General features: G+C 36.8%; 12 protein-coding genes. 4 read left to right on the top strand and 8 right to left on the bottom strand.

The genetic code is table 11. The annotated features are described in order from the left end of the window. Positions 1 to 27 precede the first annotated feature (27 nt). From ACZZZC_RS16950 to ACZZZC_RS16940, 3 genes are all read left to right on the top strand, one after another. A complete protein-coding gene (locus tag ACZZZC_RS16950; RefSeq protein ID WP_056849724.1) occupies positions 28 to 294 on the top strand; it encodes a hypothetical protein in 267 nt (88 codons plus the stop codon). A gap of 57 nt (positions 295 to 351) precedes the next feature. Further along, positions 352 to 1,446 carry a DNA-processing protein DprA gene (gene dprA, locus ACZZZC_RS16945; protein WP_463483226.1) on the top strand — a complete coding sequence of 365 codons (1,095 nt, stop codon included), beginning with the start codon at positions 352 to 354 and terminating at the stop codon, positions 1,444 to 1,446. 277 nt (positions 1,447 to 1,723) lie between these two features. Further along, positions 1,724 to 3,085, top strand: coding sequence for a pyridoxal-phosphate dependent enzyme (locus tag ACZZZC_RS16940; RefSeq protein WP_463483225.1), 1,362 nt, complete (start codon positions 1,724 to 1,726; stop codon positions 3,083 to 3,085). Between the two features lie 223 nt (positions 3,086 to 3,308). On the opposite strand, the gene murA is transcribed toward ACZZZC_RS16940, so the two are convergent. The 7 genes from murA to ACZZZC_RS16905 form a co-directional block, all read right to left on the bottom strand. After that, positions 3,309 to 4,634, bottom strand: a complete 1,326-nt coding sequence (gene murA, locus ACZZZC_RS16935; RefSeq protein WP_265798001.1) for a UDP-N-acetylglucosamine 1-carboxyvinyltransferase — start codon at positions 4,632 to 4,634, stop codon at positions 3,309 to 3,311. 130 nt (positions 4,635 to 4,764) lie between these two features. After that, the gene (locus ACZZZC_RS16930) at positions 4,765 to 5,457 is read right to left on the bottom strand and encodes a DUF4290 domain-containing protein (RefSeq protein ID WP_463483224.1); all 693 of its coding nucleotides are present in this window, start codon (positions 5,455 to 5,457) and stop codon (positions 4,765 to 4,767) included. Positions 5,458 to 5,873: 416 nt separating this feature from the next. Further along, on the bottom strand, positions 5,874 to 6,371 hold the full coding sequence (locus tag ACZZZC_RS16925) for a SixA phosphatase family protein (protein WP_463483223.1): 498 nt from the start codon (positions 6,369 to 6,371) through the stop codon (positions 5,874 to 5,876). Then, positions 6,364 to 7,395, bottom strand: a complete 1,032-nt coding sequence (locus ACZZZC_RS16920) for a glycosyltransferase family 9 protein (RefSeq protein WP_463483222.1) — start codon at positions 7,393 to 7,395, stop codon at positions 6,364 to 6,366. Before ACZZZC_RS16920 ends, ACZZZC_RS16925 begins: the two co-directional genes overlap by 8 nt. Next, on the bottom strand, positions 7,388 to 7,900 hold the full coding sequence (locus ACZZZC_RS16915) for a hypothetical protein (protein WP_463483221.1): 513 nt from the start codon (positions 7,898 to 7,900) through the stop codon (positions 7,388 to 7,390). Before ACZZZC_RS16915 ends, ACZZZC_RS16920 begins: the two co-directional genes overlap by 8 nt. Before the next feature lie 10 nt (positions 7,901 to 7,910). Continuing rightward, entirely contained in the window at positions 7,911 to 8,516 is a 606-nt protein-coding gene (locus ACZZZC_RS16910; RefSeq protein ID WP_463483220.1) for a DUF4254 domain-containing protein, read from the bottom strand. Between the two features lie 141 nt (positions 8,517 to 8,657). Then, positions 8,658 to 10,334 carry a helix-hairpin-helix domain-containing protein gene (locus ACZZZC_RS16905; protein ID WP_463483219.1) on the bottom strand — a complete coding sequence of 559 codons (1,677 nt, stop codon included), beginning with the start codon at positions 10,332 to 10,334 and terminating at the stop codon, positions 8,658 to 8,660. Positions 10,335 to 10,421: 87 nt separating this feature from the next. Between ACZZZC_RS16905 and ACZZZC_RS16900 the strand changes: the two genes are divergently transcribed. Further along, entirely contained in the window at positions 10,422 to 11,048 is a 627-nt protein-coding gene (locus ACZZZC_RS16900; RefSeq protein WP_463487736.1) for a hypothetical protein, read from the top strand. A 111-nt stretch (positions 11,049 to 11,159) separates the two neighbouring features. On the opposite strand, the gene sppA is transcribed toward ACZZZC_RS16900, so the two are convergent. Then, entirely contained in the window at positions 11,160 to 12,926 is a 1,767-nt protein-coding gene (gene sppA, locus ACZZZC_RS16895) for a signal peptide peptidase SppA (RefSeq protein ID WP_463483216.1), read from the bottom strand. Positions 12,927 to 12,939: the final 13 nt, after the last annotated feature.

Below are 12,939 nucleotides of genomic sequence, written 5' to 3'. Positions count from 1 at the left end.
TTTAACATTAATCGTTAAAGAGAAGCTATGCCAATAGAAATTGTAGAAAAGGAACATTTAAGCTATTTGAATATCATCAATGCAAAAGAAGATCACACAGAAGAACTAAAAACTAAACTTGATGAGGCTCAAAGACTTGGAAATGAGTTCAAATCCAAAGCAGTGATTACTTTTAACACAACAATTGGCCCTAAACGTGTAGACACTACGGTTTGGGCAGTAACAGAAAAATACATTCAGCTAAAAAATAATATTCATATCCCAATTAAGAGTTTAATTGATATTGATTTTTAGGTTGTCTTTTTAAGGAAATAAATCATCCCGCATTTATTCACCTTAGCCTAAAAATTAATGAGTACGCTTCACAAAATTGCTTTAACTTTCATTAAATCCATTGGTCCGGTAAATGCCAAAAATTTATTAGCCTATTGTGGCAGCGCTGAAGCTGTTTTTTCTGCTACAAAAAATCAATTGCTTCAAATTCCAGGTATTGGTGAGAAAACTGTTGACGCAATATTGAATACTGATGCTTTAAAACGAGCAGCTGAAGAGCTAAAATTTATTGAAAAGCATGGAATTGAAGTTCTTTTTTTTACAGATGAAAATTATCCAAAACGCTTAAAAAACTGTTTTGATTCTCCGATTTTACTTTACTTTAAAGGTAAAGCAGATTTGAATCACTCAAGAATTATTAGCATTGTAGGTACTCGTAATGCAACTGATTATGGCAAAACTTTATGTAAGCAGCTTTGCGAAGTGTTAGCGCCTTATAATGTTTTAATTGTTAGTGGTCTCGCTTATGGTATCGATGTTACCGCTCACAAAGAATGCATTGCCAATGATATTCCGACCGTTGGTGTGTTAGGGCATGGATTAGATCGGTTATATCCGCAAATTCATAAACCAGTTTCTCAGAAAATGGTTTTAAACGGTGGCCTACTTTCCGAGTTTCCAACATTGACAAATCCCGATAGACAAAATTTTCCACAGAGAAATAGAATTATTGCTGGCATTGCCGATGCCACAATTGTTGTTGAGGCATCCATTAAAGGTGGGGCGTTAATTACAGCAGAAATTGCAAACTCTTACAATAAAGATGTTTATGCTTTTCCAGGTAGAACAAATGATGCTTTTTCTGAAGGTTGCAACTTTTTAATTAAGACCAATAGGGCAGGGTTGATTAACAATGCAAATGATTTGATTTATTATTTAGGCTGGGATGATGAAGTGAAAGAAAAGAAGAAACAAGCACAAACTACTTTACAGCTCAATCTTACTGCAAATGAGCAGAAAGTAGTTGATACTTTACAAAGCGGTCAACTTTCTATTGATGAACTTTGTATTTCATTGGCTATTCAGCAAAGCAAATTGGCCATAGTTATTCTCACTTTAGAAATGCAAGGGATAATTGTTTCATTGCCTGGTAAGGTTTATAAGTTGGCTTAAGTTTGCCGCAGATTCGCAAATTTTTATGCTGTCGTGATGCTGAATTCATTTCAGCATCTTATTAATTGTAATTATTTCGAAGTTATAAGTGATTTTTAGTCTGCGAATTTGCGGCTAACCTAAAACCAATATTGCATTTTGCCTAATAATCAATCTATAATACCTATCTTATTGATAGATTATAGAATAAAATTTCATTAAAATGAGTTTATAAAAATTATATTTTAAATAAAATATAGTTTGTAAAATAGTTAATAGCTTTGCTTAATTTTGTATCATGTGGTACAATAACATATTAGAAACCATTGGTAATACGCCATTGGTGAAATTAAATACAATTACAAAAGGTGTTCCTGGAACAATTTTGGCAAAAATAGAAACTACCAATCCAGGTAATTCAATCAAAGATCGCATGGCGGTAAAAATGATTGAAGATGCAGAGAAAAGTGGTAAGTTAAAACCTGGTGGAACCATTATTGAGGGAACATCAGGAAATACAGGTATGGGCTTGGCGATGGCTGCCATTATCAAAGGTTACAAGTGTATTTTCACTACAACTGACAAACAATCGAAAGAAAAAGTAGATGCTTTACGTGCTTTTGGTGCCGAGGTTATTGTTTGTCCAACAAATGTAGAGCCGGAAGATCCGCGTTCTTATTACTCTGTTTCTTCTCGTTTAGAGCGTGAAGTTCCTAATTCATGGAAGCCAAATCAATATGATAATTTGGCAAATACTGCCGCTCACTATGAACAAACTGGTCCAGAAATTTGGGAACAAACTGAAGGAAAAATTACTCACTTGGTTGTAGGTGTAGGTACCGGGGGCACAATTTCTGGTACAGGTAAATATCTGAAAGAGAAAAATCCGAACATTCAGATTTGGGGAATCGATACTTATGGTTCAGTTTTCAAAAAATATAAGGAAACTGGCATTTTTGATAAAGATGAAATCTATCCATACATCACTGAAGGAATTGGCGAAGATTTTTTACCGGCCAATGTAAACTTCGATGTAATTGATTTATTTGAAAAAGTAACCGATAAAGACGCCGCTTTAATGACCCGCGATATCGCTCGTAAAGAAGGTATTTTTGTTGGAAACTCTGCCGGCGCAGCAATTGGTGGATTAATTCAATTGAAGGATAAATTAAAACCAGAAGATGTTGTAGTGGTTATTTTTCACGACCACGGTAGCCGTTATATGGGCAAAATGTACAATGAAGATTGGTTACGCGAACGAGGTTTTTTACAAGATGAAAAACTAACAGCAAAATTAATTCTTGCAAAAAAGGAAGCTACAGAAATTGTAACGCTTGATGCAACGAAGTCTGTCTTAGAGGCGATCAATACGATAAAATCGATGAATATTTCGCAAATTCCGGTAACACAACAGGGAATGATTGTAGGCAAAATTGCCGAGAGTGATATTTTAACTGCTTTACTTGAAAACCCGGGACTGAAATCTGCACCAATTTCAGAAATCATGACGGCTACTTTCCCTTTCGTTGATTTGAATACCTCGATTGATAAAATTTCATCCTTGATTAACAAAGAAAATTCAGCCGTTTTGGTAGAGGATGAATCAGGGAAAATTGAAATTATCACGCAGTATGATATTATAAACGCGATATCGGGGTAAGGGTATCTCACACGCTCGTCATTGCGAGGCACGAAGCAATCTTAATGCTTTGGTTTCCAAATAGTGCTGCTACAAGAGATTGCTTCGTACCTCAAAATGACGAGAATTAAAAAAAAAGCCCGGGTAATTTTTACCCGGGCGTTTTTGCATGATGCTATTTTTCTTTAGTCTATCAGCATCAGTCTTTCAACTTTAAACCTTCAACTTTTAACTCTCTAAACCTTTAATGGCTTGGCGCATCAGCGTTTACACGCTTAATCTGCGCACCTAAAGCTCTTAAACGCGTATCAATATCCTGGTAACCACGCTCAATTTGCTCAATGTTGTAAATAGTTGATTTACCTTCAGCAGAAAGGGCGGCGATTAACAACGAAACTCCTGCTCTAATATCTGGAGAGGTCATGCTGATACCGCGAAGTTTGTATTTTTTATCAATACCATTAACAGTAGCACGGTGTGGATCACAAAGAATAATTTGAGCGCCCATGTCAATCAATTTATCCACAAAGAATAAACGACTCTCAAACATTTTTTGATGAATTAAAACGTTTCCTTTTGCTTGTGTAGCCACAACCAAAACAATACTCAATAAATCGGGAGTGAATCCTGGCCATGGAGAATCAGCAATCGTTAAAATCGATCCATCGATAAAAGTATCGATTTCATAATGCTTTTGCGATGGCACATAGATATCATCACCTCTACGTTCTAATTTAATACCTAGTTTCTTAAATACTTCTGGTATTACGCCAAGTTCATCATAACAAACGTTTTTAATAGTGATTTCAGATTCAGTCATTGCTGCCATTCCAATGAAAGAGCCAATCTCAATCATATCAGGTAACATTCTGTGTTCTGTTCCACCTAAAACCTTAACACCCTCAATGGTTAACAAATTCGAACCAATACCAGATATTTTAGCACCCATGCGATTCAGCATTTTACAAAGTTGCTGCAAATAAGGTTCGCATGCAGCATTATAAATTGTTGTGGTACCTTTTGCTAAAACAGCAGCCATCACAATATTCGCTGTTCCGGTAACCGAAGCCTCATCTAACAAAATATAAGCACCTTTTAAATCAGTAGCATCAACATTGAAGAAAGCTTTTTTACTATCATAAATGAATTTTGCACCTAATTTTTCGAAACCGATAAAGTGCGTATCCAATCTTCTTCGACCGATTTTATCGCCACCAGGTTTAGGAATTGCAGCTTTACCAAAACGTGCCAACAACGGACCAACAATCATAATTGAACCTCTTAAACCACCACCCTTAGCTTTAAAAGTGTCCGATTCAAAGAAATTTAAATTAATGTCTTTTGCTTCGAAGGTATAAGTGTCTTTGTCGATGCGCTCAACAGCGACACCCAAATCGCCCAAAAGTTCAATCAGTTTATTTACATCTTTAATATCAGGAATATTGCTGATGGTTACTTTTTCTTGTGTAAGTAAAACTGCAGATAGAATCTGTAAGGCCTCGTTTTTGGCACCTTGAGGAGTGATTTCGCCTTTTAATTTAATTCCGCCTGTTATTTCAAATGCGTTCATATATCTTTTAGTATTTAGTAATTAGTATCAAGTATCTGGTCGCAAGTATCAAGATTGGGTGGCTAAACTTAATTCTGCCGCCAACTTCTTCTTTTTCACCTTCCGCCTTCAACCATTTTACCCTTTACCTTTAATATTTAGGTTTATTATTATTGTTTCGTCCGCGATTATTATTGCTATTATTGTTTTGACGGTTTTTGCCGTTATTATTATTGTTGTTATTCGTTCTTCCGCGGTTATTATTATTAGTATTCTGACGAGGATTCTGAGCTCTAAACTCTACTTTAGCCAAGTTCACGCCCTCATCAAGCGATAATAATCCGCCAGAAAGATATTTCAAATCTTTGATTATCGTGTCATCGCTTACATTATCCTTGTTCCAGGTAACGTAAGCCATTTTCATAAAGTTTGCGATTCCCTGAACCATTGCTTTTTTGTGCTCCGGATTTTCCTCTCGCATCGCTTTTTCAATCAAATTCTCGACCGTTTTACCGTAATGTTTGTAGGTAATCCGTTGCTGAGGATAAGGAAGTGGCTCTGGTTTTTTAAAAGCATTTTCCGGTAAAGGTTTTGGGTAAGGGCTTTCCACATCAATCTGATAGCCAGAAATAATGTGCAAGTGATCCCAAAGTTTATGTTTAAAATCGGCAACATCACGTAAGTGCGGTTGCAAAAATCCCATCAGGTCGATCACCGCCTGGGCATATTTATTACGTTCCTCAATAGTTGGTAATTCGCAAATATACTTCACCATATTCTGAACGTTGCGGCCATATTCTGATAAAATCAAATGGCTACGCGTAGTATTATAATCAAAATTCATGTACAGATAATTTAATGGATAAATCTTCCGGCGATACGAATTATGAAATAACCAGAGGAGATGAGGTTATGAATTCACCGAAATGTCTATTGCCGGACTTTCGTTATTTATAGTTCAAAGATAATTAAAATTACGATTTTAGGGTTACGATTTTAAATTTTATTTGGAAATGAAGGGTTGGTGATCCTTTTGGTTTTTCAGCCCTGCTATCACTTCAAGTTTTTAAACTCCTGTCAGTCTGAGGAACGAAGAATCTGTTCCATAGGTTGCAGATGCTTCGTTCCTCAGCATGACAATGAGATTTTTTTAGACATTGCAAAAAAAAGCTTTGGGCAGCTACAATAAATCTACCAGACAATCAGATTTCCACTTCGGTCGAAATGACGATTTATTCTTCCGTGTTCCGTTGCATAACCTTACAGCTCATCCGTATTCTTCGGATAGTCAAAAAACACCAAATCCCCAGTTTCTCTGCTCACCATCTTCCATGAATCGAAAGGAAAAGATATTAACACCATGCCTGCTGTTGGGATGTTGGCAATATCAGCGTCGCTTAGTTCATTTGCCAAATCAGTAAACCCAGGGTTATGACCAAACATAACCACAGTATCTGCCTCATCATTCAAACTGTTTACTGCATTCAAAAGCGTATTGGTATTTGCCTCGTAAATGGCCTCCTCATATTGAATATCATCAATTTGATAAGCTTCAGCAAAGAATTTTGCTGTAGATTTCGCTCGCTTTGCCGGACTGCTTACCATCAAATCGAATTTGAACCCCTTATTGATCAAGCGTTCTGCCATTTCTGGCGCATTCTCTTTACCACGTTTATTCAACGGACGATCAAAATCTTTTAAATCTAAATTTGCCCAGTCTGATTTTCCGTGACGAACCAATAATAATTGCTTAGCCATTTAGTTTTTCTTTAATTTTATTTAAAATCGTTTCAGGATTTATTAAATCCATACAGCTCTCAACACCACACATACATGATTTGTTTCCATAAATAGAATTTGGCCGATTAGGATGGTCAACTTGGATACAATCGCTTTCCAACTGACCATAGCCTAAAAACCCCGCATAAGGATGTGTCGGTCCCCAAACAGAAACAACAGGAACACCCACCAATGAGGCCATATGCATACCTGACGAATCCATACTGAGCATCAAATCCAAGTTTGAAATAATCGCAAGCTCTTCTGTAAGGTTAAAATTGCCAATTAAATTATGGGTATTTGGATAAATTTTGGCCCATTGTTCAGCAGTTGTCTGTTCGGTTTTTCCACCGCCGAAAATAAAAATTTCATAGCCCGAAGCAGATAAGCCAGCAATCACTACCTCCATTTTTTCTAATGGATAAACCTTGTAAATGTGCTGTGCAAAAGGGGAGATCCCCAGTTTCTTTTTCGTTTCATCTTTAAATAAATACTCAGCTTTTACCGGTAATTTATTTGGCTTTTTTTTAAGCTTATGGCTCAGATTAACCTCAAAACCTAGTTCACGAAATACATCAGCATAACGTTCTACAGTTTTTCGTAAGGGTTGAGAAATTTTATTTACAGAACGCGTTAATGCTTTTTTCTCGGCTCTGCCTTTATCAATTCGCTTAATTTTAATACCAGTTAATCGAAAAAAAGTTGAAATCGCTCTGCTTCTTAAATTATCATGCAAATCTGCAATAGCTGTAGGTTTATATCTTCGTAGCTCTTTGTAAAGTTTATACAGTCCGGAAATGCCTTTGTGGATGGTTTTGGGTTGAATGGCATGAAAAGTTAAATTTTCAATGCCATCAAAAAATGGTTTAAAAGCCTCACGACTGACCAATATAATTTCCACTGAAGGATTTTGCTGAGAAAATTCTTTCAAAACAGAAGCTACCATCGCTACATCGCCCATAGCTGAAAAACGTAAAACGATAATCCTGCTCGTTTTAACCATTGTCTTTTATAATTGATAACTGATAAGCCTGCAGCGTTTTGCCGCCTTTCGGTTGATAAAGAAAATACACGTTATGTTTTATTCTTATTATTTTAGGACAAAGCTGTTTAGTAAAATCGATTTTCGTTTTCGCATTTAAACCTTCAAAAGCTATTGTGTAGTAATGCATTCGAATAGGGGAATCAACATCACCTTGTGGGAAACCTTCCTTAAAAGTTGCAGATTTCGTTTTTGCTATAACGATAGAATAATACGTGTTAAAAGATGAGTCATTATGATTTATGAACGAATCATCATAGCTTTTAAACGCACCAGATGAGCCGGCAGAATCTAAATTTAAACTATCAACTTCAACTGGTTTTAAGTAAAGTTTCTTACCCGTTATTTTTGGAAAACAAGGTATTTCTGGATACTCATCTTTTTCTATCTCCAAACTGGTGCCACTTTGGCAACTCGTAAACAGCAATACTAAAGCAAATATCCAGAAAAATGATTTTTTAATCATATACCCGCAGTTATACTTTACTGTTGTACAACACCGGATTTAGGCTAGGGTCGTTATACATTTTCATTTGTTTATAAACTTTCATGTACTTTTTGCCAGCCTCAATATCAGCTAATAGTTCATCTATGCTTGTCGATAAATCCTCACGTTGCGATAATAAAACATTGAGCTTTGTTTGACATTGCTCACGGTGTTCTGCTGATGCACTTTCTCGTTCTGCTTCTTCCTGCATGTGGTAGATTTTCAAAGCCAAAATGGAAAGCCTGTCTATTGCCCAAGCGGGACTTTCCGTGTTGATTTTCGCATCTGGCAAAGCCGAAATCCCGCGATAAAGATTCAAGAAATATCCATCTATAAACTCTACCATGTCGGTACGCACCTGGTTTTGGGCATCAATACGTCTCTTCCATTTCAGGCCGTCAACAGGGTCGATCTGTGGGTTACGAACTACATCTTCCATATGCCATTGAGCGGTGTCAATCCAGTTTTTGATGTAGAAAAGGTGTTCTAAGGTCTCGGCATCATATGGATTTTCAACCGGATGGTCGATATCATCAAACTTATGGTAATCTGTAATTACTTCATTAAAGATGCGGTTGGCAATTTCACTGATCATGAGGCAAAGTTAGGGATTTTTACCACAGATTTTCACAGATGAACAGAGATTGAGGAATAGTTAAATCCTGAAAGAATATCTGTGGTTATCTTATCTATCTGTGGTTATTTACAAAACAAAATTTAATCTGCAAATCTGCGGCTAACCTTTTTTAGCGTTAAAATATTCCGTTATTTCCTCTAAAGAAAAAGCATTTAGACATTTATCGGCGCTTAATCCACCTTTGCGAGCCACTAAAATTCCGTAACGCATGTCGTGGAATCCCTCAGTTCTGTGAGCATCGGGGTTTACCGAAAGCAACACGCCTTTTTCCAAAGCGCAACGATGCCAACGCCAATCTAAATCCAATCGTAAAGGATTTGCATTAATTTCGATAACGACCTTATTAGCAGCACAAGCATCAATAATTTTTTTATAATCAATCGGGTAACCTGCTCTGCTTAACAGTAAACGCCCTGTTGGGTGTCCCAAAATAGTAGTGTAGGGATTTTCAATTGCTTTTAATAACCGGGCAGTCGCTTTGGTTTCATCCATTCGAAGATTGCTATGCACCGAGGCCACCACAAAATCGAAAGTTTTAAGCACCTCATCAGAATAATCCAAAGAACCATCAGTCAATATATCACTTTCAATCCCTTTAAAAATTTTAAAAGGTGATAGTTTTTTGTTCAACTCATCAATTTCCAGATGTTGTGCAAAAACACGTTGCTCATTTAACCCTTTCGCATAAACTGCTGTTTTCGAGTGGTCGCAGATGCCTAAATATTGTAAGTTCAGTGTGTCTTTGCAATATACCGCCATCTGCTCGAGCGTATGAACTCCATCGCTCCACATAGAATGATTATGCAAACTTCCTTTTAAGTCTTCGTCCGTGATGAGTTTGGGTAGATTGTTTTCTCTGGCTAATGCCAATTCATCTAAACCCTCACGCAGTTCAGGCTCAATAAATGCTAATCCAGCTTTACTGTAAATAGCCTCTTCACTTTTAAAATGACCATCGCCAGCCAATTTTAAGACCTGTTCAACGTGTTCGGTATTTCCCGTCAGTTTAAACCATTCTAAATAGAAATCAGATTTATCAACAACAAAAACTTTAATTCTCAAACCAGCTTCGGTTGTCGTAATGAAACAATCTTCGCCGAGGATTAACGAAAGCGGTTCAAAAGTTTCCAGGCTGGTTTGTACTTCCTCTACCTGTTCAGCACCGATTACAAATTCCAACTCATCAATAATTTCGCAGGCACGGCGAAATTGACCTGCAAAGCCTAAGGAAGAATGGTTATCAACTTTAATTAACCATTCGGAGATTTGTGCGTATATGGTGTTTGCAAAGCCTTCCACTTGAGCGTAAAGGAATCTGCCGTTTGCTGCCAGCTTAAACTCAATAGCATTTTTAATCTCTTCTTGTGTTTTTAGGCCAAAACCTTTCGCCTCAATTAATCGGTTTTCGTTGCAGGCATAATAAAGTTCTCCAATACTTTCAATGCCTAAGGTTCGCCAAATAATTAAAATTTTCTTCGGACCAATCCCTTTGATACCGAGCATTTCTACAACGCCTTCGGGTGTTTCTCCTATAATATCGTTTAGTTCTTTAAGTTCGCCGGTTTGCAATAATTCGATGATTTTTCCTGCCAAACTTTTACCAATGCCATCGATTTTATCGATCTCATCTAAAGGTTTGTCTTTAAGTGCAAAAGGGAGTTTATCAACCTTAAAATAAGCATTGGCTATTGATTTTATTTTGAATGGATTTACTTCATGTAATTCCATTAACTGCGATAAGAGGCGTAAACTACGGGCGATGGTTTTGTTTTCCATAAGCTGTAAAATTATGAAATAAAGCGTTAAAACTTTTGGGAGCGGTATTTTTTCAAACAGAATTAATTAATGTGTTGTTCTAGAGTCATGAAATCCTCAAAAATCATCCTTCTTGGCTTGACCATTAGTATGGCAGCTTGTCAATCTTCGCAAAACTCTCAGCATAAAACCGATTCGATAGAAAGTATTGAATCGGGTCCAGGCCGCATAGTCGATTCTCGCTATTTGATTGTTCCTGGTCGCTCAGTGGGTGAAGTTTCTCTGGGTGAAAATATGGAAAAAGTAGGAGCGTTGCTTGGTAAACCTGATGCTGGCGATGCGGCAATGGGCAAGGCATGGGGTATTTGGTTTAATAAAGATTCTGTAGGTGGACAAAGAGATGAAATTGCTGTTTATTCATCTTATCGAGATTCGACCATGCGAGTGAAAGATGTGAAACAGATTAGAATTACTTCATGGAAGTACAAAACCCAAGATGGTTTTACTGTTGGATTAAATGAATCGGACACGAAATTGAAATTCCCTGCTATGGAACGAATTTCTACTTATTTAAATGAGCAAAAAGATACTGTAACCGTTTACGATGCCAAGCAAGACGGTATTGGATTTGAGTTTTTGAAAGGAAAAAGTATTTCTATAACGGTTCATCCGATGAATCAATCGGTTAATGGAACTTATTTGACTTTACATCCGGAGTGGAAAATGATTGAATAAGTTGTAATAGGGGATAGGGAATCGAGAATTGAAAATGGGATTAGGAAAAATAGAAAAAGTAAGAAGGAAGTTGGTCGATTCCATCATCTCTCTTACTTTTTACATTAAATATTACTTTATAACTGTTTCAAAGGGCATTCTTGCCTGAATTCCTGAACTGGCAATAACTTTTTTCATTTGCTGATAAAGCATATAATTATCGCCCAACTCTTGCTTGGTGTAGTAAGTCTTGATCCTGTCTGTACTTTCATCCATAAACGATTTCAAAGGATCGACAACATCAGGGTATTCTACCACTTTGTATTCCTTTATTTTTGCTTTTTTTGCTGCAGCTTTAATCGCATCGTTGAAACTTCCAATTCTATCAGCCAAACCAATTTGAACGGCGTCGGTTCCAATCCAAACGTGGCCACCACCGATGCTATCAATATAAGCTTTGCTTTTCTTTCTGCCATCTGCCACGCGACTTACAAAACCACTATAAATTCTGTTTAATTCATTTTGAATAATGAATCTTTCTCCAGCTGTCATCGGGCGGTTGGTTGCCATAATATCAGCATATTTCCCAGTTTTGACACCGTCGAAAGTAATTCCCAATTTGTTGGTCATCAAGTTTTGAAAATTTGGAATGAGGCCAAATACACCAATAGAGCCGGTTATAGTGTTTGGCTGAACAAAAATGCTATCGGCAGCACAGCCGATGTAATAACCGCCAGATGCCGCAACATCACCAAATGAAGCGATAACGGGTTTTTCCTTTTTTGTTAAAACGATTTCCCTCCATATCACATCCGATGCTAGTGCACTACCGCCAGGAGAATTTACGCGGATTACAACTGCTTTAATGTCATCATCTAAACGAGCTTTACGAATTGCTCTCGAGATGCGTTCTGAACCAATTTGATTATCGTTGCCCTCGCCGCCACTAATTTCTCCATTGGCATAAATTACAGCGACTTTATCCTTTCCAGAACCCGTGTCGGTATTGTTTTTAACATAATCATTAATAGAAACTGTACGTACATTTTCGCCTCTGGTTCTGCCTGATAATCCTTTTAATTCTTCTAAAATTTGATCTTTATATTTTAATGCATCAACCATTTTAAAATTAACCGCATCCTGAGGTTCTCTAACTCTGTAATCATCGGCAATTTTGTACAAACTATCTTTTTGAATATCTCTGCTTTTAGCAATATCAGTTAAAAATGTATTGTACAAACCACCCACATAAGCGGTAACTTGTTTGCGGTTATAATCACTCATTTTATCTAGAATGAAAGGTTCGACAGCACTTTTGTAATTGCCAACACGAATCACCTGCATTTCTACGCCTACTTTTTCCAGCGTACCTTTAAAAAATGTGAGTTCAGAACTAAAACCTTTAAATTCCAAAGCTCCTTCGGGATTTAAATAAACTTTATCAGCAGCAGACGCGAGATAATATGCGCCTTGGGTAAAAACCTCACTGTAAGCAATAATTTTTTTATGTGATTTTTTGAAATCAATTAAAGCATTTCTCACCTCACGCATAGTGGCAAAACCAGCATTCGGACTGCTCACATTCAAATAAATACATTTAATATTATCATCAGTTTTAGCCCTTTGGATAGATTTTAACAAATCATTTAAACCAATTCCGTCTTTTTCGCTACCGCCAACAATGGGCAGATTTCCAAACGGATTTTTCGGAGTACGTTCTGTAATGGGTTGGTCTAAGTTTAAAAATAGTACCGAGTTGTTCGATACAGTAACGGTTTTATCACTGTCGATGGAAGAAATAGCACCAACGATAATTACAAAGATGATGATGAAAACAATAACTGCTGATAGGAAAAATCCTAGCATTGAGGCAAATAGATACTTGAAAAAATCTTTCATTTAAATGTTAATT

The organism is Pedobacter sp. AC212, from assembly GCF_979258625.1.
The sequence above is the reverse complement of the archived record's forward strand: the minus strand, read 5'-3'. Positions and strand labels throughout refer to the sequence as shown.

What these genes read in the sequence shown, in the direction of transcription:
- murA (WP_265798001.1), bottom strand. Translation starts at nt 4,634, where the DNA reads ATGAACGCATTTGAAATAACAGGCGGAATTAAATTAAAAGGCGAAATC.
- ACZZZC_RS16900 (WP_463487736.1), top strand. Translation starts at nt 10,422, where the DNA reads ATGAAATCCTCAAAAATCATCCTTCTTGGCTTGACCATTAGTATGGCA.
- ACZZZC_RS16910 (WP_463483220.1), bottom strand. Translation starts at nt 8,516, where the DNA reads ATGATCAGTGAAATTGCCAACCGCATCTTTAATGAAGTAATTACAGAT.
- dprA (WP_463483226.1), top strand. Translation starts at nt 352, where the DNA reads ATGAGTACGCTTCACAAAATTGCTTTAACTTTCATTAAATCCATTGGT.
- ACZZZC_RS16915 (WP_463483221.1), bottom strand. Translation starts at nt 7,900, where the DNA reads ATGATTAAAAAATCATTTTTCTGGATATTTGCTTTAGTATTGCTGTTT.
- ACZZZC_RS16925 (WP_463483223.1), bottom strand. Translation starts at nt 6,371, where the DNA reads ATGGCTAAGCAATTATTATTGGTTCGTCACGGAAAATCAGACTGGGCA.
- ACZZZC_RS16940 (WP_463483225.1), top strand. Translation starts at nt 1,724, where the DNA reads ATGTGGTACAATAACATATTAGAAACCATTGGTAATACGCCATTGGTG.
- ACZZZC_RS16905 (WP_463483219.1), bottom strand. Translation starts at nt 10,334, where the DNA reads ATGGAAAACAAAACCATCGCCCGTAGTTTACGCCTCTTATCGCAGTTA.
- sppA (WP_463483216.1), bottom strand. Translation starts at nt 12,926, where the DNA reads ATGAAAGATTTTTTCAAGTATCTATTTGCCTCAATGCTAGGATTTTTC.
- ACZZZC_RS16930 (WP_463483224.1), bottom strand. Translation starts at nt 5,457, where the DNA reads ATGAATTTTGATTATAATACTACGCGTAGCCATTTGATTTTATCAGAA.
- ACZZZC_RS16920 (WP_463483222.1), bottom strand. Translation starts at nt 7,395, where the DNA reads ATGGTTAAAACGAGCAGGATTATCGTTTTACGTTTTTCAGCTATGGGC.
- ACZZZC_RS16950 (WP_056849724.1), top strand. Translation starts at nt 28, where the DNA reads ATGCCAATAGAAATTGTAGAAAAGGAACATTTAAGCTATTTGAATATC.